Genomic DNA, 22,807 nt, shown 5'->3' with positions numbered 1-22,807 from the left:
CTCCCTTACGGGTCACACCAGTCGGCGTGCCGTCGCCCACCGCGTCAGCTCGTGCCGGTTCGACAGCTGGAGCTTGCGCAGCACCGCCGAGACATGGGACTCGACCGTCTTCACCGAGATGAACAGCTGCTTGGCGATCTCCTTGTAGGCGTAGCCGCGGGCGATCAGGCGCAGGACCTCGCGCTCGCGCTGGGTGAGGCGGTCGAGGTCCTCGTCGACCGGCGGGGCGTCGGTCGACGCGAAGGCGTCCAGGACGAAGCCGGCCAGCCGCGGGGAGAAGACCGCGTCGCCCTCCTGGACCCGGAAGACGGAGTTGACGAGGTCCGTACCGGTGATCGTCTTGGTGACGTAGCCGCGCGCACCGCCACGGATCACTCCGATCACGTCCTCCGCCGCGTCCGACACGGACAGCGCGAGGAAGCGGACGGGCTGTTCGGCGTCGCTCATCAACGGGGCGCAGCGGCGCAGGACTTCGACCCCGCCCCCGCCCGGGAGGTGGACGTCGAGGAGGACCACTTCGGGGCGGGTCGCGGTGATGACCGTGACCGCCTGGTCGACGTCCGCGGCCTCGCCGACCACCTCGACACCGGTCTCCTCGGTGCGGCCGATCTCCGCCTGGACCCCCGTACGGAACATGCGGTGGTCGTCGACGAGGACCACCCGCACGTGACGCCCGCCCGCGCTCCCGCCGGTCGGCTCCACAGGCTCGTTCGTCTCGGTCGCGTCGCTCATGACGTCTTCTCCGCCCTCTCCATCTCCAGCTCGACCTCGGTACCGCCGTCCGGCACCGCGCGCAGCCGTGCCGTGCCGCCGTGTCGCTCCATACGGCCGATGATCGATTCTCTGACGCCCATGCGGTCGGCGGGTATCGAGTCGAGGTCGAAGCCCGGTCCGCGGTCGCGGACGGACACGAAGACCTTCTTCCCCTCCACCTCGGCGTAGACCTGCACGGCGCCGCCCTCGCCACCGTACTTGGCCGCGTTCACCATCGCCTCGCGCGCGGCCTGCATCTGGGCGCCGATTCCGTCGTCGAGCGGGCAGTCCCCGACGATGACGACCTCGATGGGGACGCCGTGCTTGTCCTCGACCTCGGCCGCGCTGCGCCGCACCGCCTCGGCGAGGGTGTCGGGTTCGTCGGCCTCGTCCTTGCCGGTGCCCTCCGGTTTGTAGAGCCAGGCCCGCAGGTCGCGCTCCTGGGCGCGGGCCAGGCGGCGCACTTCGTTGGGGCTCTCCGCGTTGCGCTGGATCAGGGTCAGGGTGTGCAGCACGGAGTCGTGGACATGGGCGGCGACCTCGGCGCGCTCCTGGGCGCGGATGCGCATCAGGCGCTCCTCGGAGAGGTCCTGGGTCATCCGCACGAGGTACGGGCCGGCGAGCAGGGTGATGCCGACGAGGACCGCGAGGGCGGCCTGGAGCACCGAACCGAGGTGGGCGGCGGAGCCCTGCAACACGAAGATCGCGGTGGCACCGGCGGTGACCAGCAGGACGCCGCCGCCCGCGCGCAGCAGGCTGAGCGTACGGCGCCGGCCGCCCACCTCGGCCCAGCGGGCGCGGCGGGCGTTGTCCGCCTGGCGCCAGACGAGGGCGACGCCCGCGCCGACGAGGACGGTCGGGAAGAGATAGGCCTTGGCACCGTCGCCCAGATTCACGTTGCCGACGAAGACCAGTGCCACGACGACCATGAGGAGCAGGGCGACGATCTGGCCCTTGTCCGGCTTGCGGGCGACGAGTCTGCGGCGGCCGTCCGGCGAGGTCTCGGTGGAGACGAGCGACGGGGGCCGCTGACCGGCGACGCCACCGACGCCGAGCGGCACGAAGAACCAGAACGAGGCGTACAACAACGCGCCGAGTCCGTCCGCGAGGAACAGGCCCACGAACACCAGCCGCACCCAGATCACCGGCAGGCCGAGATGCCCGGCGAGCCCCCGCGCCACTCCGCCGAGCCAGCGTCCGTCGCTGCTGCGGTAGAGCTTGCGCGGCGGCCGCGGGTCCTCGACTGGCACTGCTGCGGCTTCCGGCATGCCACCGATGTTCACACGCGTCGCCGTCCAGGGCATCAGGGTCGGGCCCGGAGACTCCCCTGATCTTCGGAATCGGCGTGGCTCAGGGGCCTTTCGCGGTGTCGGGCGCGGTGTCGGGGTCGGGGTCGAACACTCCCCCGGTCCGTGTCAGGGCGGATTTCAGGGTTCGGCCAGGGTCGTCCCGACTGCCATCGGCGCCTCGCGGCGGGCAGCATGGACGCATGACAGATCACGAGCACGCCGCGAGGGGTCCGGGACCCGGCTCCGGCCCCGGCCCGGCAGCGGGCGGCGGGCCGCGGGACGCCGTGCCCGCCGCGGGTGCCGCGTCGTCGCCGGGTGCCGTCTCGTCGGGTGCCGCGCCCGGCGACACCCTCACGGCCACACCTCCGCACCGGTTCCGCCGGGACCGGCGGTTCAAAGTGCTCGCGGGGGTGTGCGCGGGGCTCGGGCGGCAGTGCGACATGGATCCGGTGATCTTCCGGATCACGCTCGCGGTGCTGTCCGCGACGGGCGGCATCGGCCTCATCTTCTACGGCTTCGCCTGGCTCTTCGTCCCGTACGACGACGAGGAGGAGAACGAGGTCCGCAAGCTCTTCACGGGCCGGGTCGACGGCCAGGCCCTGGCTGCCGTGCTGTTCGCGCTGGTCGGCTGCGGTGTGTTCCTGTCGATGCTGAGCAACGCAAGTGTGCTCACCTTCGCCGTCGTCCTCTCCCTCCTGCTGGCGGGCGCGGGGTACTGGTCGCAGCAGCGGGGCGCCCCCGACCCCGACCCGCTGGCCGCGCAGGCCGTCGCCGACGCCCCGCCGGAGGCCCAGGCACCGCCGGTGCCCGCCTCCTATCCCTCCTGGTGGCGCGACCCGATCGTCAAGGACGGCACCCATGTCGGCGGCACCGGCTATCTCTGGGGCCCCGGGGATTCCCGCACCCGCGACATCACGGACGCGATCCACATCAGCCTCGGCCCTTCCTACCCGCACTGGCCCCAGGATCTGCGGCCCCCGCGTCCACCCGCCCCGAAGCCGCGTGGTCCGCGTTGGATCGGCGGCTGGGTCTTCCTGCTAGCCCTTTTCGCCGGTGCCCTCGGCACCGCCGCGCGATGGGACGACCAGGCGCTCGGCACCAGCCTCCAGACGGGCCTGGCCTGTGCGCTCGTCGTCTTCGGAGTGGGGATCGCGGTCAGCGCGTTCGCCGGGCGTACGGGGGCGGGCTCGGTGTTCCTCGCGATCGTCACGGCCGGCCTGCTCGCCGCCTCGGCGGCCCTGCCCAAGGACCTCACCACCCACTGGGAACGCCTCACGTGGCAGCCCGCGGCGGTGGCCCAGGTGCAGCCGAAATACGACTTGGGGAACGGCGTGGGCACCCTCGACCTGACCCGGCTGCGGCTGACCAAGGGGCAGACGGTGACGACGTACGCCACCGTGGGCATCGGGCAGTTGAAGGTGATCGTGCCGTCGGACGTGACGGTGAAGCTGAGTGTGGACGTGGGCGTCGGGGACATCCAGTTGCCCGGTGACGACAAGAAGGACGTGGACGTGGAACCGGGCAAGCACAAGCGGGTCACTCTGACCCCGGCGACGGGCGTGAAGAGCACCGGCACGCTGGACCTGGACCTCCGGGTCGACGTCGGACAGGCGGAGGTCAGCCGTGCTGCGTCATGAGTTCCAGCCCGGGAAGCTGGTCATCGGTCTCTTCCTCGTCGCCGCGGGCGTTGCCTACGCGGGGGACGCGGGCGGGCTGTGGGTGACCGAGTGGTTCGCGGTGATCCCCCTGGTCGTGGTCGGCCTGGTGCTGGCCGGTGTGGTGGCGGGGATCAACGGGGCGGTCCGCAGACGACGCAGGGCCGGCCGTAGGAGTACGGCCGACCCTGGTCCTGAGATATCCGGCTGACGGCCCCGGCCGACTAGCGGTAGCCACCCGCCCGTTGCCTTCGCCTCGCTCGTAGTGCCGCGTCCAGGGAGAACACGGAGGCACCGGCGAGGACGAGGGGCAGCCAGGCCATCAGGTAGGCGAGGTCGTTGCCGTAGTAGTACGGGTCGGACTGCCAGCTGATGGTCAGCCACAGGCTGAGGGAGATCAGCGCGCCGCCGAGTGCGGCGATGCGGGCCAGCAGGCCGATCAACGTGCCGATGCCGACGGCGAGTTCACCGAAGGCGATGGCGTACCCGAAGCCGACGGGGCTCTTCAGGGACAGGTCGACCAGGGCCGGGATGGCGGACGAGTCACGGACCGCGCGCATCGTCTCGCCGACCGACCCGGCGCCGGAGGCCTTCATGAAGGCGCTGTCGGTGAGTTTGTCCAGGCCCGCGTAGATGAAGGTGACGCCCAGGAAGACGCGCAGTGGGAGCAGGGCGTATCGGGTGGCGGTGTCCCGCCAGCTCCGGTCGCCGTCGAGGTACGGGGTTTGCGTATCCATTCGAGTGCCGTGAGTCATCGCCCTTAGCCGCCTCTCGCCCGCCGTTGACCCCTCAACAGACCATACGTACGAAAAGGGGGACCCGCTCAACCATGCTTCGGACAGTTTTTCGGACTTCGGCCCCGTTCGGGCGGCGATCGACGGCGTTCTATGGGTATTCAGATGTGGGCGCGGATCCGCCGGGCACCCGCAGAACGGCCTCGCTCGTCCATCGGCCGTTTCAGTCCGCCACGTCTCAGTCCGCCACGTCGACGACGCAGGCGTTCGTCTCCACGCCCGCCGCGGTCACGACCTGTACTTCCACGCGTCCGGGCTCGACGTCCACGGGGACCGGGACGGTCAGGAGGGTGTCCGTCGGGTTGGAGAAGCCGCCAGTGACCGGGACCAGGGGGACGTGGACGTTGACCGGGCCGATGCGGACGACCATGCGGGAGAGGCGGTCGGCGGTCTGGGCGCCCGGGGGCACGAAGCCGGCGCCGCGGATCTCGATGTCGTCGCCGGTGCGGATGGGGGCGTCGAGGTCGCCCGCCTCGCGGGAGCGCACCACCGAGAGGATGACCGGACGGCCGCCCTCCGCGTACTTGCCGGCCAGGTATGTCGCGGCGGAGATCAACACCACCACCGCCAAGCCCCAGGGCAGGTCGGGCAGTTGGTCGGGGCGGCGGGCGAGTCTCACGGCCGCGAAGACAAGGGCGACGGCGCTGATCGCGACGTACTGGATGTCGGCGAAGGTGCCGCGGCCGGCGTCGTCGGTGAGGAGGTCGGCCGCGCGCGGGCGGTCGGCGGGGATCTTCTGGAGGCGCTGGCCGAGGACCCGCAGGCCGACGACCCGGCGGACGAGTACGGCGATCGCGCAGACCACGGCGAGGACGGTCACCACACCGGCGCCGCGGGCGAGTTCGAGGCCGGAGATGAGGGCGTCGCGTTCGGCGTGGTCGGAGGCGGCGGCGAGGCGACCGGCCAGGACCAGCACCGCGTACGCCACGAACAGCACCCATGACACGGCCACCGCGCGGGAGGTCGACAGCCGGTTGTCCTCACCGATGACCGGGGCCAGCGCCCCGCCGCGCGCCCGGTGGAACCAGGAGGCGGCACTCAGCGCGCCGGCGACCACGAGCGCGGCCAGCAGTCCGGCCGTACGCGCCGCCGTCCAGCCCGCGCCGATCGCGGTGAACGCCTGCACCAGGAGCAGTACGACGAAGCCGCTCCACACGGCGAAGGCTGTGCGGTGCCACAGGCGCGCCAGCCAGGCGCCGCCCTCGGCACGGCCGCGTTGGGCGACGTCGTCGGCGGACTGGGTCAGTTCGTCGGAGACCCACTGCCGGGAGGCGGACGCCGAGTGCGCCACCGCCGCGGGGAGGCCCTCGCCGGCCGCGAAGCCGTCCCGCTTGACCAGGAACGCGGCGACCGCGCGCCGATGCCCCTCGCGTGCTCCGTGCGGGCAGTCCCCGCAGGTGCAGCCCCCTCCGTGGGCACCGATGTGCTCGCCGCCCTGTCTCGCCTCCTGCACCGCCACGCCCGACGCCTGCCTTCCCCACGACCCTCATGGACCTCGGCCCTCGACCCCGGGCCCTCACGTTCGGCGACCGGCTCCGAAGCCTTTGGCCACCGCCTTGCAACTCCCGCACGACAACAGCGGATTGTGCCCTACGGGACACGGCTCGCGTCCGGCAGGTCTGGTCAGCGCGGGTGAAGTGAGCACCGCCGTGTTGACCCGGCTGCGAGAATTTCCGTATGGCCGAGATCATCCAGCGCGACGGGACCTGGGCCTTCGACGGCACAACGGTCAGGATCACACCGGGACTTCACCGCTCCGTGCCCCTGTTCCGGCAGACGTACGGCGAGATCGCGGTGCCCCTCGAAGCTGTCGCGGGCGTCGTCTACGAACCCGAACGCAGGCGTGGCCGGCTGCGGCTGAGGCTGCGCGAGGGTGCCGATCCGCTGTTGCAGGCGACCGGTGGGCGGCTGCCGGACGCGGCGGATCCGTACCGGCTGATCGTGGACATAGACCGGTCCGGGGTCGCCGAATACGTGGCGGAGGAGATCCGGCACGCGCTGCTCCTGGACCAGATCCCCAAGGAGCCGACGAAGGCCTATCTGCTGCCGGGCCCGCCGGTCCCGGTGTCGGTCAGGTCCTCCGACGGCACGGTGTCCTTCGACGGCGCTCAGGTGCGGATCGACTGGGCTGACACCTCGGAGCGCGTCAAGCGGGCCACCGGGCCGCGGATAGTCGCCGTGGGCGATCTGGAGCAGGTGGAGTGGTTGCCCAACTCCGGTTACGAGGACGGGTTCATGCGGTTCGTGACCCGGGAGACGGTGTTCTCCAAGCTGCCGCCGGAGAAGGACCCGTACGCCCTCGACCTGTGGGGCAGCACCCGCCGTGATCTGCTCACCGCGCTGGTGGCGACGGCGGTGACCGCGCGGCTGCCGCATCCGTCGGTCCGTGAGCTGGAGAACGGCGAGTTCACGGACCGGCCACCGCGAGCGGCCACCGTTCCGCCTCCGGCCGACCATCACGACGTACTCCTGCGCAGGCTGCGGGAGTTGGGCGAGCTGCACCGGGAAGGGGTGCTCACGGACGAGGAGTTCAGGATGACCAAGACGGCCGTACTGCGCGGCTTCAGCTGAGGAGGTCGGGTTCGCTGCGGCTGATGTCCTGCCACAGGGGCTGGTAGTTGATCCACGCCACGAGGTCGCCGCCGGTCTGTTCGCGGGTGGCGACGGCGAGTTTGTGGTCGATGAGGAGGGGCCGGCCGGCCGCCTTGGCGAGGAGCTGCACTTGGCAGGAGCGTTCCATGGACAGGAACCACCAGGCCGCCGCGTCCACCGAGTCGCCGACGGTCAGCAGGCCGTGGTTGCGCAGCACGAGTGCCTTGCGGGAGCCCAGCGCGGCGGCGATCCGCTTGCCCTCCTCGGCGTCGACGGAGACCCCGCTGTAGGCGTCGTAGAGCGTGTGGTCCTCGTAGAAGGCGCAGCTCTCCTGGCTGATCGGGTCGAGGAAGTCGCCGAGTGCGGAGAGGGCGCGGCCGTGCACGGAGTGGCAGTGGGCGACGGCGACGACGTCCGGGCGGGCGGCGTGGACCTGGGAGTGCACGGTGAAGGCGGCCTGGTTCACGTGGTGGCCGCCCTGGAGGACCTGGCCCTCGGAGTTGGAGAGCACCAGATCGCTGACGGTGACGTGCCGGAAGGGCATCCCGAAGGGGTTGACCCAGAAGCAGTCGGTGAACTCGGGGTCGCGGGCGGTGATGTGGCCCGAGACCCCGTCCTCGAAGCCGAGCCGGCCGAACAGGCGCAGGGCGCCCGCGAGGCGTTCCTTGCGGTGCCGGCGTTCGTCCTCGACCGACTCGTGCATCGGCGGCATGGCGAACCGCAGCCGGTCGGTGGGCAGGGGGGAGGGCGGCGTCGGCCCGTGCATCGGTCCTCCAGCACTGGGTTTTGTTGTAAGGGCGAGAAGTTACCGCCGGTCGGTCGAAAAGGGCAGTGCGGGTCGGCAAAGAGGACAGAGGTTGTCGGATATCGGCGGAACACTCGTCGTATGACAGCGAACTGGGCCACCTTCACCGCCGCCGAACCGGATCTCGCCGCGACCGTCGAGGAGCGGTTCGGTGCCTTCACGCATCACGTCCTCGCGACCCTGCGCAAGGACGGGTCGCCGCGTACGACCGGGCTCGAAGTGCGGTTCCTGGACGGCGAGTTGTGGCTCGGGATGATGCCCGACTCGCTCAAGGCGTTGGATCTGCGGCGCGATGCGCGCTTCGCGGTGCAGGCGAACCCGGGGCCGGGGACGGACACCCACGGCGGGGACGTACGGGTGAGCGGGCGGGCGGTGGAGGTGACGGATGCCGGGGTGAAGGGGGCGTACATGAAGGAGGTGGAACCGCCGGAGCCGTTCCACCTCTTCCGCACCGAGTTGACGGAGGTCGTGCGGACCTACGTCGAGGACGAGAAGTACCTCGTCGTGCAGGTCTGGAAGCCCGGAGAGCCGGTACGGACCCTCAAGCGGACCTGAACCCCGAGGGGCTCACTCCCACTCGATGGTGCCCGGGGGCTTCGAAGTGACGTCCAGGACAACGCGGTTGACGTCGGCGACCTCGTTCGTGATGCGCGTCGAGATCTTCGCGAGGACCTCGTACGGCAGGCGGGACCAGTCGGCCGTCATGGCGTCCTCGGAGGAGACCGGGCGCAGGACGATGGGGTGGCCGTAGGTGCGGCCGTCGCCCTGGACGCCGACGCTGCGGACGTCCGCGAGGAGGACCACCGGGCACTGCCAGATGTCGCGGTCGAGGCCGGCCGCGGTCAGTTCCTCGCGGGCGATGGCGTCGGCGTCGCGGAGCAGGTCGAGGCGGTCCTTGGTGACCTCGCCGACGATACGGATGCCGAGGCCGGGGCCGGGGAAGGGCTGGCGCTGGACGATCTCGTCCGGGAGGCCCAGCTCCTGGCCGACCATCCGGACCTCGTCCTTGAACAGCTTGCGCAGCGGTTCGACCAGCTCGAATTCGAGGTCTTCGGGGAGGCCGCCGACGTTGTGGTGGGACTTGATGTTCGCGGTGCCGGTGCCGCCGCCGGACTCGACGACGTCCGGGTACAGGGTGCCCTGGACCAGGAAGGCGACCTCGGGGCCCTCGTCCGCGATGATGTCGGCCTGCGCCTGCTCGAAGACGCGGATGAACTCGCGGCCGATGATCTTCCGCTTCTGCTCCGGGTCGGAGACCCCGGCGAGCGCGGTGAGGAAGCGCTCCTCCGCGTCCACGACGACGAGCTTCACACCCGTCGCGGCCACGAAGTCCTTCTCGACCTGCTCGGTCTCGCCCTTGCGCATCAGACCGTGGTCGACGTAGACGCAGGTCAGCTGGTCGCCGATGGCGCGGGCGACGAGTGCCGCCGCCACGGCGGAGTCGACACCGCCGGACAGACCGCAGATGGCGCGCTTGTCGCCGACCTGCTCGCGGATGAGGGCGACCTGCTCGTCGATGACGTTGCCGGTGGTCCAGGACGGGGTCAGGCCCGCGCCCCGGTACAGGAAGTGCTCCAGGACCTGCTGGCCGTGCGTGGAGTGCATGACCTCGGGGTGGTACTGGACGCCGTAGAGCTTCTTCTCGTCGTTCTCGAAGGCGGCGACCGGGACGACGTCCGTGGACGCGGTGACCGTGAAGCCCTCGGGGGCGGCGGAGCAGGCGTCGCCGTGGGACATCCAGACGGACTGCTCGTCGGGGGTGCCCTCGAAGAGGGTGGAGGACGAACGGGAGACGTGCAGGGGCGTACGGCCGTACTCGCGGGCGCCGGTGTTGTCGACCGTGCCGCCGAGGGTCGTCGCCATCAGCTGGAAGCCGTAGCACATGCCGAAGACCGGGACGCCGGCCTCGAACAGTTCGCGGTCCAGGCGGGGGGCGCCCTCCGCGTACACGGACGAGGGGCCGCCGGAGAGGATGATCGCCGCCGGGTTCTTGGCGAGCATCTCGGCGACCGGCATGGTGCTCGGCACGATCTCGCTGTAGACCCGGGCCTCGCGGACGCGGCGGGCGATGAGCTGGGCGTACTGCGCGCCGAAGTCGACGACCAGGACGGTGTCGGGGGCGGGGGTCGCTGCTGACACGGGGGCCTTCCGGCGGTGGGGCGGGGGTCTTGGGTACCGATTCTAACGGGGGTCGCGTGGGACACCTCTCCGCGGGAAAGTCCTAAAGACCCTGTGGCATACTCGCCCCATGCTCACGCACCCGACCTTCCTCTTTACCTATGGCAACCGGTCCGCCGGCTGCCATGGTTGTGCTGCTTGAGCTACTGACAAGCGACTTCCCAGGCGCCCCGGGCCGACAAGGCCCGGGGCGCCTGTCGTTTCCCGGGTCGTCGGTCCAGGCGCTCCAAGCCACCAGGAGCCTCCTCATGACCACCTCCACCCCCGAGCAGACCACCCCTGAACAGACCATCGCCGACGCCCGTGAGCGCATCGACGTTCTCGACGACCGGATCATCGGGCTGATCCAGGAACGGGTCGCCGTGTCCGCCGTCGTGCAGGAGACGCGGATCGCCTCCGGCGGCCGGCGCGTGCATCTGTCGCGGGAGAACGAGATCCTCGGCCGTTACCGGGACGCGCTCGGAAAGCCCGGCACCTCGCTCGCGATGACGCTGCTCGAACTGTCGCGGGGGCGGATCTGAGTTCGAGCCCGGACTCACCCGTACGGCGCGTGACCGCTTCGCGAACCGCTTCGTTGGTGGGGGTGTCCGTGCCAGCCAGGGGCGGGCCCGAAAGAACCACGCGTGGCTCGCTGGGGCGATGAGACGTACGGATCGTGCCGTACGTCGTGGGACCTCGCTCCAGGGTCGTGACCGGACGGCAGGGGACAGCGGCCCGGTCACCCAAGAGAACGGTCGGCTCCGGGGACGCCCGGGGCCGCCCGGCGGAACCTGCAAAAATGCACAAAGCCGGATCGAACGGTTGCGGTGGCCGTCTCCATCCAGCACGATGCGTAGAAGCCCCCGGAGTTCCCCCGAGCGCCTCTCGAAGCCCCAAGTCCCAAAGCAGTCAACCGCATTGCGGTGCACCGTCCCACTGCCAAAGGTCGAGACCAAGCGCGCGCCCCCGGTGCGCGGGGGCGCCGACCCGGGGCGCTTCGGACAACTTCAGACCAGCGGCGCAACCCCCCGGCGCCGCTCCCAGGCACCGGCGCCGCCCTGACGTCGGTGCTGACGGAGAAGGGCCCCGCGGCTCCGTCCCGCGGGGCCCTTCGCTTACGTTCTCGCGCCCCTAGGTCCGGCTCACCGTCCCGCAGGTGCCCTGGCCCTTGCTGATGTCCTTGCTGCGGTCGTACGGGTCCGTCGTCGGGCCCGAGGGTGTCGCGCCCGTGGGGGACGACGTGGCGTCGGAGTCGAACTGCGGGTGGAGATAGCCGTCGTAGACGTCGCAGGCCGAGTTGCCGAAGTCCGCGTTGTTGAGGATGAGGGTCAGCAGGCCGGGGGTGGCCTGGTAGCGGGCGGGGTCGAGGATCTCGGTGTCGATCACCCGGCGCACGATGGTGCGGGCGACCTCGGTGGAGCCGTCGGTCCGGACCAGCGGGTAGACGAAGGTGTAGTCGGCGTGGACGGTGACGCCCCCGCTGGAGTCCTTCGCGAAGGTGATGCGGCCGCGGGTCTTCACCACCTTGCCGACGAGCCGTACGTCCTTGGGGTCGAAGCGGCTGAAGAGCAGCGTGGGGTCGTTGGCCTTGGTCGGGGCGGTCAGCGACGTCTTCAACTGGCCGAGCACCTTGGGCTGCTTCGGGTCGAGGACGGCGAGCGCGGCGGACGGGCGGGCGCCGGCGATCGTCTTCGGGTCGAGGTTGGACGCGACGAGCAGGATCTTCGTCTGCTGGAGGGCCAGTTCGACCCGGTCCTTCGAGAAGGTGCCCACGGCGGTCGCCTTCGGCAGGATGATGCCGGCCGCGCCGTCGGCCCAGTTCAGGGCGGGTGAACCGGCGAACGGCCGGTCCAGGGTGGGTATTTGGGGGTCCACGGTGGAGGGCGCGGCGGTCGGGGCGGCGGTCTCCGGCGCGAGCGGGGAGGCCGAGTCGGAGTGGTTCTTGCCGAAGGGGTCGCCGGGCAGCAGTGAGGGGCGCATCGCGACCACGGCGACGGCCACGGCGAGCGGGATGCCGAGGACCGCCCACAGGCGCCGCCTGCGCCGGGCGCTCCCGTTCATCTCCTGCCAGGCAGGACCGGTCCGCCAGCCCTCGGGCTGCTCGGCCCTCTTCAGTCGTTCGGTCACCTCGCGGGCGCGCGCGGATGGTTCCTTCTGTGCGGAAGCCCGGATGTCACGCTCCGTGTCACGGGCGAACTTGTCCCAGACGTCGTCGGGGATCTCCGGGGTCGAGGACGGTTCCTCGGACGGTTTGTCAGACACCAGGTAGTTGTAGGCGCCCGAAAGCGTGTTCACAAGGAGAACTTGGGTGTGACACAGCCCACATAAGAATCCGGTGAGGTTGACACAACCATTCACAGGCTTCCCGGGTCACACCTGCATAACAAGGGCCACACCCGCGCCCCACACGCGGAGCCCTCCGACCCAGCGTGCTGCGCTGCCGCAGCACTCCGGACTTCTTGAGGACTTCATGAAGCTTCGCCGTGTCATGGCCACGGTCGCCGCGACGGCCGCCATCGCTCCGCTCGCCCTGTTGTCGGCGCCGGCCGCGTTCGCCGACGGCGACTCGCCGGACACGTCGTCCAGCAGCCCGGCGGCCGACGCCAGCACCCCGGCGGCGGACACGAGCACCCCCGCGGCCGACGACAGCACGCCCGCGTCGGACACGAGCAGCCCGGCGGCCGACGACAGCACGCCCGCCTCGGACACCAGTTCCCCGGCCGCGGGCACCAGCAGCCCCGCCGCGTCGGACACCCCGAGCGGGAGCGCGTCGCCGAGCCCGTCCGCGTCGCCGAGCAAGCCGTCCGACGACTTCGACCCGTACGCGGACTGCAAGACGTTCGACGTGGACGAGAAGCTCTCCGCGTCGATCACCGGGCTGCCGAACAAGATCGTCGCCGGTTCCGGCTGGCACAACTTCAAGTTCGCGGTGAAGAACGCCTCGGACAAGGACCTGCAAAACGTCTGGATCAACGCGCTCACCGAGTACAGCGACGACGTGGACGACGACGCGTCGCTGCTGCTGGGTCTGGCGGATATCCAGCTGAAGCAGGACGGCAAGTGGACCGACGCCTACCAGCAGACCGTGGGCTCCGGCAGCGGCAAGATCACGCTGTCCGGGAGCGTCGTCGCGGTTCTGCCCACCCTGGCGAAGAACTCCTCGACCACGCTCGACCTGCGCGTGGCGATCAAGCCCAAGGCCCCCGCGGGCTCGTCGTTCGCGCTGAGCCAGGCGGTGTACGCGTCGGGCAACGGTGACTCCTGCTACGGCAACGGCGACTTCTACGAGTTCTCCGTGCTCGCCGCCGGCAGCGAGCCGGGCAGCACGGGCGAGGCGAAGCCGACCGGTCAGAAGCCCACCGGGACCGACGAGGACCTGAAGCCGCAGGGCGCGGTCAACGAGGCCACCGGCAACCTCGCCGAGACCGGCTCCAGCTCCGCCCTGCCGGTGATCGGCCTCGTGGGCGGCGCGGCGGTCGTCGCGGGTGCCGCCGCCGTGGTCATGGTGCGCCGCCGCAAGACCGGAGAGAGCGCGTAACACGTAGCTCGCTCGACAAAGGACCTGCGCTCGGAGGGGGGCGCAGGTCCTTCTGTTTGCGCGGAAGCCTTTCTACGACTCCTACGACGTCTACGACTTCTATTGCTTCTATTGCTTCTACGGCTTTGGCGGCACCGTCGGCATCCCCAGGAACGGCAGCCGCAGCGCCCCGAACGCGCCCTCGGGGACGGCAGGTTGACGCGGCTCCACCGCCTTCAGCCGTTCGTACGACGCCCCTTGGCGCGGACGCGGGTCCGGCTCACCCTTGTTGGGCCAGTACGACATCGCGCGCTCGGCCTGTGCCGTGATGGTGAGCGACGGGTTGACGCCGAGGTTCGCCGAGACGGCCGCGCCGTCGACGACCGAGATGCCGGGGTGGCCGTAGAGGCGGTGGTACGGGTCGATCACGCCGGTCTCGCGGGAGGCGCCGATGGGGCAGCCGCCGAGGAAGTGGGCGGTGAGCGGGGTGCCCATCAGTTCGCCGACGTTGGAGCCCGCGAAGCCGTTGATCTCGGCGGCGATGGCCACCGCGGCCTCCGAAGCCGCCCTGATCTGCTTGGGGTTGGGAGCGCCGTGTCCCTGACGGGCCGTCAACAGCCCCTTCCCCACGCCGTCCTGCTTCAGATACGTCGTCAGGGAGTTGTCCAGCGACTGCATCACCAGGCCGATGATGGTCCGTTCCGACCAGTGGTGGTTGGAGAGCGAACGCAGGACCAGGAGCGGGTGGCGGGCCGCGTTCGCCAGCCAGGCCAGTGCCCTCGACGAGCCCTCCGCGTAAGGGACTTGGAGGATGGAGAGGCCGCCCATCGAGTTGGAGCCCTTGCCATAGCGGACCGGTTCGATGTGGGTGTTCTCGTCGGGGTGGACCGAGGACGTGATGGCAACTCCGCGGGTGAAGTCGGCCCTCGCGGTGCCGGTCGCCTTGCGGTAGCGGCGGTCACTCGTCTGCGCGCCGACCAGCGCCTCCGAGTTGGTGCGGGTCAGCTCGCCCAACTTCTCGGAGAGGTACGGCAGTTGCCCGCCCGCCTTCATACGGTGCAGGAGGGTCTGGGTGCCGTAGGTGCCGGCGGCGAGGACGACCCGGTGGGCCTTGAAGGTGCGGCCCTTCGACGACTTCCTCGCGTCCGTGGGCAGCGTCGCCACCGCGTAGCCGCCCTGCGAGTCGTCCGTGACCGACACGACCGTCGTCATCGGGTGGACCTCGGCGCCCGCCTTCTCGGCGAGGTGGAGGTAGTTCTCGTTGAGGGTGTTCTTGGCGCCGTGGCGGCAGCCCGTCATGCACTCGCCGCACTCGGTGCAGGCCTTGCGGTCCGGGCCCGCGCCGCCGAAGTACGGGTCCGCGACCTGCTCGCCGGGCCTGGCCTTCGCGGTGCCGTCGGCGTCCTCGCCGTCGCCGAAGAAGACGCCGACCGGGGCCATGTGGAAGGTGTCGCCCACGCCCATCCGCTGGGCCGCGGCCTTCAGATGGACGTCGGACGGGGTCGTCGTCGGGTTGAGGCGTACGCCGAGCATGCGGCGGGCCTGGTCGTAGTACGGGCCCAACTCCTCCTGCCAGTCCGTGATGTCACGCCACTGGGGGTCCTCGAAGAACGGCTTGGGCGGGACGTACAGCGTGTTGGCGTAGTTCAGTGAGCCGCCGCCCACGCCCGCGCCGGCGAGGACCATGACGTTGCCGAGCAGGTGGATGCGCTGGATGCCGTAGAGGTTGAGCCTGGGGGCCCAGAGGTAGTTCTTGAGGTCCCAGGAGTTCTTGGGGAGGGAGTCGCGGGTGAAGCGACGGCCTGCCTCCAGGACACCTACGCGGTAGCCCTTCTCCGTCAGGCGCAGGGCGGTTACCGAACCACCGAAGCCGGAGCCGACGACGATGACGTCGTAGTCGTAGGTGTCCTGTGACACGTGCTCTCCTCGTCGAGAACCAGAACCGGGTACTGCTACTTGAGACGCAGGGCCTTCATCACCCGGAGGCTCCTGCTCATGAACTGGGCGTACGCCTCGTCGGTCATCCCCAGCGAAGGAGCCATCGGCAACAGCCTTTGCTGCGCGACCGTTTGGGCCTCGGTGTACTTGAGGATGCCCTCGGAGCCGTGGCGGCGGCCGAGGCCGGAGTCCTTCATGCCGCCCATGGGGGACTGGACGCTGCCGTAGGCGGAGGCGTAGCCCTCGTTGACGTTGACCGTGCCGGTGCGCAGACGGGCGGCGACGGCGCGGCCACGGCGGCCGTCCTTCGTCCAGACCGAGGAATTGAGGCCGTAGGACGTGGAGTTGGCCGCTTCGACCGCCTCGTCCTCGGTCTTGAAGCGGTAGATGGAGACGACCGGGCCGAAGGTCTCCTCGCCGCACACCGACATGGGGGCCTCGACGCCGTCGAGGATGGTCGGTTCGAAGAAGTACGGGCCGATGTCCGGGCGGGCGACTCCGCCCGCGACGACCTTCGCGCCCTTGGCCACGGCCTCCTCCACATGGCGCGTCACCGTCTCCAACTGGCGCTCCCCCACCAGGGATCCCATGTCGGCGCCGTACGCGAGGGACGTGCCGAGGCGCATGGCCTTGGTGCGAGCGGCGAAGCGCTCCAGGAAGGCGTCGGCGATCGACTCGTGGACGTACAACCGCTCGATGGAGATGCAGAGTTGACCGGCGGAGGAGAAGCAGGCGCGGACCGCGCCCGCCGCCGCCTTGTCGAGGTCGGCGTCCTCCAGGACCAACATGGCGTTCTTTCCGCCGAGTTCGAGGGAGACGCCGACCAGCCGGGCCGCCGCGCCCTGCGCGACCTCGCGGCCGGTGCGGGTGGAGCCGGTGAAGGAGACGTAGTCGGCGTGCTTGACGACCTCGGGGCCGACGACCGGGCCCTCGCCCAGGACGACCTGGAAGACGTCGGCGGGCAGACCGGCCTCGATGAGGAGGTCACGGGCCCAGAGGGCGGTCAGGCAGGTCTCGGTGTCCGGCTTCATGACGACCGCGTTGCCCGCGACGAAGGCCGGGAGGGCGTCGCCTACGGAGAGTTCGAGCGGGTAGTTCCAGGGGGCGATCTGGCCAACTACCCCGCGCGGGTGCCGGAGTTCGGTGACCTTGGTGAGGGTCGGGACGGCGCCGGTGTGGCGCTTGGGGCGGAGGTAGGCGGGGGCCTTGCGGCCGTAGTGGCGGGCCGCGACGGCGACGGCCTGCACCTCCTCGTGCGCGTGCAGCCGTGCCTTGCCGGTCTCCAGCTGGATCAGGTCGAGGACCTCGGCCTGGCGGGCGAGGACGAGATCGTGGAAGCGCAGCAGAACGGCCGCGCGCTCCCGTACCGGCGTCCGCACCCACAGGGCCTGTGCGGCGCGGGCCGCGTCGAAGGCCTTCGCCACGTCCTCGGGGGTGGACTCGGGCAGGTCGGCGAGCTTCTCGCCGGTGAACGGCGTGTGGTTGGCGGTCCGCCCGGAACCGGCCACCCCCTTCGTGAGCTGGGCGACCAGCTCCGGGGTGACCACATCGGCGGCGGTACGGGCGCCTGTGGGGGTCGGCGCGAGGGGGTTCGTGCCGGTCGTCGTTTCCGTACCGGTCTTTTCCGGGGCCTGCGAGTCCGTCATGTGCGGCAGGGTATGCCGCCACGGAGGGTTTGGGTACCCGTCGGTAATCGGGATTCACCGGGCGCTCACACCGCGCCAGCGATCACTGGCAACGAATGCGCTGATCAGGGCGTTGTGCGGGGATGATCACCGGCCGGGCGCCGCCGGGTCAGTTTCCCGGAAGGGTGAGCCGGGCGCGGGCGCCCTTGAAGAGCGCGGTGCCCTCCTTCTCCGCCGGTGTGCCCTTGGGCATGTCCACGCGCAGTTCGTACATGCGCTGGTCGGCGGTGCGGACGATCAGGGCCATGGCGCGGGTGGGGACGCCCGACTGCGCGTAGGTGGTGTCGGCGAGGACCGCGTCCTTGTTCCCGCGGAAGCCGGTGCGGGTGTACTGCGGGTTGGACGTGCCCCGGCCCAGGATGTGCGCTTCGGCGAGGGGCGCTTCGGCGGCCTTGTCCCATTCGGTGAGGCGGACGCGGAGGGCGCCGGTGCCGTAGGTGACCGTGCGGCTGCCGGCTGCCGCCTGTGTCTCCAGGAGCTGGTACTGGGGCGGGAGGAAAAGGGTCGCCCGCATACCGTCCCGCTGGTGGGCGGTCCAGGAGTCCGAGTCCTTGCCGAGGACTCGCTCCAGGAGCGTGCCGAGGACGAGGCCCGCCACGAGTAGTACCCCGAGGGTGATGAGAAAGGTGCGCCGAGGAGGGGACTTGGGCCTGGCTTCTGGGCTGGGTTCGGGTTCGGGTTCCGGTACGGCATCGGGGGCCGTGGCCGCCTCTTCGGGCTCCGTGGAGACCGCCGGCTCCGGTACGTCCTTCCCCGCGGCCACCGCTTCCAGTACCGCGCCGACCTCCTCCGCCCCCGGCCGTTCCTCCGGGTCCCGGGCCAACATCCGTACGAGCAGCGGTCCGAGAGGACCCGCCCGGGTCGGCTCGGGCGGGTCGCCGGCCAGGATCGCGCCGAGCGTGGACTCCACGGTCGTACGGCGGAAGGGGGACGCGCCCTCGACGGCCGCGTACAGGAGTACGCCGAGGGACCACAGGTCGGAGGCCGGTCCGGCGCCGGTGCCCGACATGCGCTCGGGGGCGATGAATTCGAGTGAGCCGACGAACTCCCCGCTGGCGGTGAGGGATTCCTCGCCCTGGATGTGCGCGATGCCGAAGTCGGTGAGGACGACGCGGTCGTGGGGACCGAGCAGGACGTTGGCGGGCTTCACGTCACGGTGCACGATCCCCACGGCGTGCGCGGCGCTCAGGGCGCCGAGGACGGCGCGGCCGATGCGCGCGGACTCGGCGGGGGTGAGGCGTCCGCGTCTGAGCAGTTCGTGCAGGGACTCGCCGCGCACCAACTCCATGACGATCCAAGGGAGTTGGTCGTCCTCGATGACGACGTCGTGGATCGCGACGGCGGAGGGGTGGTCGACCCGGGCGGCGGCGCGGGCCTCGCGGTAGAGCCGGTGGGCGGCGCGCTGGAACTCCTCGTCCTCCGGGTCGCCGGGCAACCGCGGCTGCTTGACGGCGACTTCACGGTCCACGAGTTCGTCGAAGGCCCGCCATACGGTGCCCATGCCGCCGGAACCGATCCGTTCGAGCAGCCGGTAGCGACCGCCGACCAGCCGTCCGTCGCGCACCTGTTCGCCGACTTCGCTCATGCCCCATCAGTACCGTGCCGGATACGGCCTTGTCGACGCGCGTCCTACTTCCCGAGCACCAGCGTGTCGCCCGCCCGCCGCACCTCCGCGACCCCGGTCCCGCCGAAGTGCGCCGGAATCACCAACTCCCCTTCGTCTGCGGCCCGTTCGAGCACGCGTCGGCGGCTCGCGGCGGCCTGCCGGGGATCGAGGCAGAAGCAGCTGCTGCACTCGGGATGCGCGATCTGGACCGGGCTGTGCAGCAAGTCCCCGACGAACACGGCCCGTTCACCGCCGGAGGCGACCCGCAGGACGGCGGAACCGGGGGTGTGTCCGGGCGCCGACTCCAGCGTGAGGTGCTCGTCGACGCGGTGGGTGCCGTCCCACAGGGTGGCAAGACCGGCGCGGTGCACGGGCGCGACGCTGTCCTCGTAGGTCAGGCGGTCGTCGGGCCGTACCGCGCCGCCGTAGTGGTTCCCGGGGCCGAAGTGGAAGTCGTCGGCGGCGGGGAGGAGATAGCTCGCGTTGGGGAACAGCGGTTCCCAACTCCCGTCCACGTCATGGGTGTTCCAGCCGACGTGGTCGCCGTGGATGTGGGTGTTGACGACGACGTCGACGTCCTCCGGTCGTACGCCGGCCCGTGCCAGCCGTCCCGGCAGGTCGCCCTGGCTCATGTGGAACAGCGGATTGCCGGGCCGCTCACGGCCGTTGCCGACGCCGGTGTCCACGAGCACGGTCCGCCCGGCGCTGCGCAGCACCCAGGTCTGGAGTGCCACGACCGCGGGCGTGTCGTGGTCGTCCGGCCAGGCTTCGGGCGGCAGGTCCGGGACGAGGGTTCGGACAGGCACGTAGGGCCTCTCCCACTCGACGACTCGGACGACTTCGACGTCCCCGATCATGATGGTCTGTGCGTTGTCATCGGTCATGGAAATGAGCCTAGGAGGCCAAGGGTGAGTGTCTCAATGCGAGATGCGCTCATCCTGATACGCATACGGCTCACCGGCGCGCCCCTGCCGTAGGGTGGCCGTATGGATGTGGTGAGCGACGCGATCTCCGCCGTGCGGACCGGGCAGCCGTCCTCCAACCGGCTTCGGGTGGGCGGGAGTTGGTCCACTCGGCTGGCACCCTACGAGGGTGCGGGGTTCCATGTCGTGCTCGCGGGGAGCTGTCGGCTGGTGCCCGACGGGGGCGGCGAGCCGGTGGCGCTGGGCGCCGGGGACGTCGTACTGCTGCCGCACGGAGCCGGGCATGTGCTGGCGGACCCGTCCGGGGACGCAGCGCGGGCGGTGCCGTTCGAGGAGATGCGCCGCCCGGTCGGGGACGGGCCCGAGGTGGAGCTGTTGTGCGGGAAGTACCGGCTGGACCGGAGCCGTACGCATCCGCTGATGGCGGAGCTGCCCGAGGTGGTCCATCTGCCGAACCGGGTCGGCCATCACCCCGAACTCCGGGCGGCGGTTGACCTGTTGGCGCAGGAGTTGGACGAACGGCGGCCGGGGGCCTGCCTGGCGCTGCCGAGCCTGCTCGACCTGCTGCTGATCTACATGGTGCGGGCGTGGATGTCCGAGGCGGAGACGGGCAGTTGGCCGTCCGTGCTGAGCGATCCGGTGACCACGGCCGCGCTGCGGGCACTGCACTCCGACCCGGCCGCGCCCTGGACCAACGACCGGCTGGCCGCGGCGGCGGGTGTGTCCCGGGCGACGCTGGCCCGCCGGTTCACCGCGCTGGTGGGGCGGGCACCGATGGCGTATCTGACGTGGTGGCGGCTGACGTTGGCGGCGACCCGCCTGCGGGACACGGACGCCTCGCTGGCAACTGTGGCCCGCGAGGCGGGATATGGGAGCCCGTATGCCCTGTCGCACGCGTTCAGCAGGGAGTTCGGGGTGACGCCGGGGAAGTACCGGGAATCGGGAACGGCCCGGCTCTAGTCGCCGTCGGGATCGTCGTACTCCTCCGCCAGTCGCAGCCCCAGGTCGGACTCCCACTCCAGGGCCCACCGCCGTAGCTCGGCGGTCTCCCGCGCGTCGAGGCCGTGTGCCGCGAACTCCTCGTCGCTCGTCCAGACCACGCCCTCCAGCCGGTCCCGGAGGCCGGAGAGGTCGAACTCCGGGGCCGCGTCCCGCAGTCCGAGCTGTTCGAGTTCGATGACGGAGAAGTGGCGGCAGGCCGCGTGCACGGCGAGCACGTCCTGCGGCAGACCTCGGTCGGCGAGCGCGCGGACGCTCGCGACCGCCAGGTCCTCGTGACTCGCCGTCTCCGGTGTCCCCACCGCCAACTCCCCTTCCACAGGCGCCCGGTCAGACGTCCACGCCGCCCGCACGCAGCATCGCCAGCCAAGTCTGGTCCAGCACGCCGGCGTAGGTGTGGACCTCGTCCAGCTCACCGGTCAGGTAGTCCGTCCCGGTGCCCCCGGTGACGCTCCTGCCGATCTGGAGGTCGCCGGTGGGGGTCCAGGTGTTCCTGCCCGTCACGCTCGCGGAGTCGGAGACGTAGATGTCGTCGACGTACAGGCGGAGTTGGTCCGTCCTCTCGTCGTAGACCACCGCGAGGAACTCGTCCTCCCCCGACCCGAACGGCGAGGCGGGTGCGGTGACCGTGGTGGTCGGCGCGTCGGCGCTGTCCTCGTGGGCGACCACGGCCTGCCAGGACCGGGAGGCCGCGACATAGCGCAGGGTGAACAGGCTGGTGTGCTCGCCGGGTTGGGACAGCAGCGTCATGTCGTGCGTGGCCGTGTCCCCGTCGATGCGGACGTGGGTCGTCACGGAGAAGCCCGCGTCGGTCGGGCGGACCGCGTCCGGTGTGGTGGCGTAGTCGCCGTCGCCGTCCAGGAGGAGGTCGCCGGAGCCCACCAGGGGGTACTGCGCCGGGGTGCAGTCGGGGTTCACGTCGCAGTCGTCGGTGGCCGTGTGGATCGACGCGTCGCCCGCCAGGGTGAGCGGTTCACCGCCCGCGTACTCGGGGCTGCTGCCGCCGGACGCCGTCTCCAGGTCCCAGTAGCCCTGGCGTTGCGGGGTGCGGGTGGCGGCGGCCGTGATCTCCTTCGGGACGTAGACGCGGTCCCAGACGTTCACGTCGGTGAGCAGACCGTGCCAGTGGGCGGTGCCCTCCGTGCCCTGAGTGCTCTCAGTGCTCTCGGTTTCCCCTGCGGAGCCGAGCCGCAGGGGGCCCGTGCCACCGGCCGCGACGGTGTTCCCGTCCGTCGCGACGAGGTCGCCGTCGACGTAGAGGCGGGCCGTGTGCTGCTCGGCGTCGTACACGCCGACGAGATGGGCCCACTCGCCCCGCTCGGGGGAGCCGCCGGTGAGGTGGACCGAACCGCCGCTCGCCGTGGGGAGCGCGAAGGACCAAGTGGGCGTGGAGCCCGGGGAGTTGGTCGTCGTACCGAGGGAGAAGCCGGTCCGGCCGACGGCGGTCATGTCGGCGTCGAGCGCGTCCGGGCGGACCCAGGCGCCGACCGAGAAGATCTTCGCCGTGTCCACCGGGGAGTCGAGCGTGGCGTACGCCTCGTCCGTGCCGTCGAACCGGGCGGCGGAGGTGACGCTCGTCCCGGTGGGGCCCTGCGCGTCGGGGGTGACGCCGGTGCCGGTGTCCGCGCCGGAGTCGTGCTGCGGGTCCCAGTGGGTGACCGCGGCCCGGCCCGCCTTGACCAGGATGAAGTAGGTCGTCCGGGCGCTGACGTTCCCCGCGGCGTCGATCGCCTGGGCGTAGAGGTACGTCGGGCCGTTTGTCTGCGGCAGCCGGCGCAGGGAGACCGCAGCTCCGGGCTCGGCCGCCTTGAGGGTCTCCGGCGCCTCGCCCATCCACTCGTAGCGGTACGACACCACGTCGTCGGACGCCGAGTCGATGACGAACGTGCCGTAACTGCCCACCCCGTCATACCAGTTGTCGTCGTCCGGGTACTCCGCCGACGAGACGACGGGTGCCTGTGGCGCCTCGGTGTCGTCGGCCGCCGTCGCAACTCCGGTCAGTGCGGCGGTGGTCAGTGCCAGGGTCGCGCAGGTCACCCCGGCGCGTCTCCAGTCGGACGTCCTCAAGTCGATCCCCTCCCAAGAAACGGTAAA

The 22,807-nt window shown here is 70.9% G+C and carries 20 protein-coding genes; 7 read left to right on the top strand and 13 right to left on the bottom strand.

What is annotated here, in order from left to right; all coding sequences use genetic code 11:
• Nucleotides 1-12: 12 nt before the first annotated feature.
• Nucleotides 13-732: a LuxR C-terminal-related transcriptional regulator gene (locus ACWIHT_RS05780; protein WP_201052794.1), complete on the bottom strand. Its 720-nt coding sequence runs from the start codon at nt 730-732 to the stop codon at nt 13-15.
• Nucleotides 729-2,021, bottom strand: a complete 1,293-nt coding sequence (locus ACWIHT_RS05775; protein ID WP_456164819.1) for an ATP-binding protein — start codon at nt 2,019-2,021, stop codon at nt 729-731. Before ACWIHT_RS05775 ends, ACWIHT_RS05780 begins: the two co-directional genes overlap by 4 nt.
• A 221-nt stretch (nt 2,022-2,242) precedes the next feature.
• Between ACWIHT_RS05775 and ACWIHT_RS05770 the strand changes: the two genes are divergently transcribed.
• Both ACWIHT_RS05770 and ACWIHT_RS05765 read left to right on the top strand, forming a co-directional pair.
• The gene (locus tag ACWIHT_RS05770; RefSeq protein ID WP_456164817.1) at nt 2,243-3,679 is read left to right on the top strand and encodes a PspC domain-containing protein; all 1,437 of its coding nucleotides are present in this window, start codon (nt 2,243-2,245) and stop codon (nt 3,677-3,679) included.
• Entirely contained in the window at nt 3,666-3,908 is a 243-nt protein-coding gene (locus ACWIHT_RS05765; RefSeq protein ID WP_456164815.1) for a hypothetical protein, read from the top strand. The genes ACWIHT_RS05770 and ACWIHT_RS05765 overlap by 14 nt, the downstream gene beginning before the upstream one ends.
• A gap of 13 nt (nt 3,909-3,921) precedes the next feature.
• Here ACWIHT_RS05765 and ACWIHT_RS05760 read toward each other — a convergent pair whose 3' ends face one another.
• Together ACWIHT_RS05760 and ACWIHT_RS05755 are read right to left on the bottom strand one after the other, a co-directional pair.
• A complete protein-coding gene (locus ACWIHT_RS05760; protein WP_200714171.1) occupies nt 3,922-4,452 on the bottom strand; it encodes a DoxX family protein in 531 nt (176 codons plus the stop codon).
• A gap of 217 nt (nt 4,453-4,669) precedes the next feature.
• The gene (locus ACWIHT_RS05755; protein ID WP_456164813.1) at nt 4,670-5,950 is read right to left on the bottom strand and encodes a hypothetical protein; all 1,281 of its coding nucleotides are present in this window, start codon (nt 5,948-5,950) and stop codon (nt 4,670-4,672) included.
• A 218-nt stretch (nt 5,951-6,168) separates the two neighbouring features.
• Here ACWIHT_RS05755 and ACWIHT_RS05750 point away from each other — a divergent pair, with 218 nt between their 5' ends.
• A complete protein-coding gene (locus ACWIHT_RS05750; protein WP_456164811.1) occupies nt 6,169-7,062 on the top strand; it encodes a DUF4429 domain-containing protein in 894 nt (297 codons plus the stop codon).
• On the opposite strand, the gene ACWIHT_RS05745 is transcribed toward ACWIHT_RS05750, so the two are convergent.
• Nucleotides 7,055-7,849, bottom strand: coding sequence for a class II aldolase/adducin family protein (locus ACWIHT_RS05745; RefSeq protein WP_456164809.1), 795 nt, complete (start codon nt 7,847-7,849; stop codon nt 7,055-7,057). The two genes, ACWIHT_RS05750 and ACWIHT_RS05745, sit on opposite strands and share 8 nt — an antisense overlap.
• A gap of 120 nt (nt 7,850-7,969) precedes the next feature.
• Here ACWIHT_RS05745 and ACWIHT_RS05740 point away from each other — a divergent pair, with 120 nt between their 5' ends.
• Nucleotides 7,970-8,443, top strand: a complete 474-nt coding sequence (locus ACWIHT_RS05740) for a pyridoxamine 5'-phosphate oxidase family protein (protein WP_456164807.1) — start codon at nt 7,970-7,972, stop codon at nt 8,441-8,443.
• A 12-nt stretch (nt 8,444-8,455) separates the two neighbouring features.
• Here the strand turns inward: ACWIHT_RS05740 and guaA are convergent, their stop codons facing one another.
• On the bottom strand, nt 8,456-10,027 hold the full coding sequence (guaA, locus tag ACWIHT_RS05735; protein WP_456164805.1) for a glutamine-hydrolyzing GMP synthase: 1,572 nt from the start codon (nt 10,025-10,027) through the stop codon (nt 8,456-8,458).
• Between the two features lie 287 nt (nt 10,028-10,314).
• Here guaA and ACWIHT_RS05730 point away from each other — a divergent pair, with 287 nt between their 5' ends.
• Entirely contained in the window at nt 10,315-10,587 is a 273-nt protein-coding gene (locus ACWIHT_RS05730) for a chorismate mutase (RefSeq protein WP_456164803.1), read from the top strand.
• Nucleotides 10,588-11,176: 589 nt separating this feature from the next.
• Here ACWIHT_RS05730 and ACWIHT_RS05725 read toward each other — a convergent pair.
• Nucleotides 11,177-12,307, bottom strand: coding sequence for a hypothetical protein (locus ACWIHT_RS05725; protein ID WP_456164801.1), 1,131 nt, complete (start codon nt 12,305-12,307; stop codon nt 11,177-11,179).
• A 208-nt stretch (nt 12,308-12,515) separates the two neighbouring features.
• On the opposite strand from ACWIHT_RS05725, the gene ACWIHT_RS05720 reads away from it, so the two are divergent.
• Nucleotides 12,516-13,583: an LAETG motif-containing sortase-dependent surface protein gene (locus ACWIHT_RS05720; protein ID WP_456164799.1), complete on the top strand. Its 1,068-nt coding sequence runs from the start codon at nt 12,516-12,518 to the stop codon at nt 13,581-13,583.
• A 117-nt stretch (nt 13,584-13,700) separates the two neighbouring features.
• Here ACWIHT_RS05720 and ACWIHT_RS05715 read toward each other — a convergent pair whose 3' ends face one another.
• The 4 genes from ACWIHT_RS05715 to ACWIHT_RS05700 all read right to left on the bottom strand — a co-directional run bounded on the left by ACWIHT_RS05715 (nt 13,701) and on the right by ACWIHT_RS05700 (nt 19,675).
• A complete protein-coding gene (locus ACWIHT_RS05715; RefSeq protein ID WP_456164797.1) occupies nt 13,701-15,479 on the bottom strand; it encodes a GMC family oxidoreductase N-terminal domain-containing protein in 1,779 nt (592 codons plus the stop codon).
• 35 nt (nt 15,480-15,514) lie between these two features.
• On the bottom strand, nt 15,515-17,146 hold the full coding sequence (locus ACWIHT_RS05710) for a succinic semialdehyde dehydrogenase (protein ID WP_456164795.1): 1,632 nt from the start codon (nt 17,144-17,146) through the stop codon (nt 15,515-15,517).
• A gap of 148 nt (nt 17,147-17,294) precedes the next feature.
• Nucleotides 17,295-18,770, bottom strand: a complete 1,476-nt coding sequence (locus ACWIHT_RS05705) for a serine/threonine-protein kinase (protein WP_456164793.1) — start codon at nt 18,768-18,770, stop codon at nt 17,295-17,297.
• Nucleotides 18,771-18,814: 44 nt separating this feature from the next.
• Nucleotides 18,815-19,675, bottom strand: coding sequence for an MBL fold metallo-hydrolase (locus tag ACWIHT_RS05700; RefSeq protein ID WP_456164791.1), 861 nt, complete (start codon nt 19,673-19,675; stop codon nt 18,815-18,817).
• 102 nt (nt 19,676-19,777) lie between these two features.
• On the opposite strand from ACWIHT_RS05700, the gene ACWIHT_RS05695 reads away from it, so the two are divergent.
• Nucleotides 19,778-20,674, top strand: a complete 897-nt coding sequence (locus ACWIHT_RS05695) for an AraC family transcriptional regulator (protein ID WP_456164789.1) — start codon at nt 19,778-19,780, stop codon at nt 20,672-20,674.
• On the opposite strand, the gene ACWIHT_RS05690 is transcribed toward ACWIHT_RS05695, so the two are convergent.
• On the bottom strand, nt 20,671-21,015 hold the full coding sequence (locus tag ACWIHT_RS05690) for a hypothetical protein (RefSeq protein WP_456164787.1): 345 nt from the start codon (nt 21,013-21,015) through the stop codon (nt 20,671-20,673). The genes ACWIHT_RS05695 and ACWIHT_RS05690 overlap by 4 nt on opposite strands.
• A 28-nt stretch (nt 21,016-21,043) precedes the next feature.
• Complete coding sequence (locus ACWIHT_RS05685) at nt 21,044-22,780, bottom strand: LamG-like jellyroll fold domain-containing protein (protein ID WP_456164785.1); 1,737 nt, start codon at nt 22,778-22,780, stop codon at nt 21,044-21,046.
• Nucleotides 22,781-22,807: the final 27 nt, after the last annotated feature.

This window comes from Streptomyces sp. NPDC002276, from assembly GCF_053891435.1.
The sequence above is the reverse complement of the archived record's forward strand: the minus strand, read 5'-3'. Positions and strand labels throughout refer to the sequence as shown.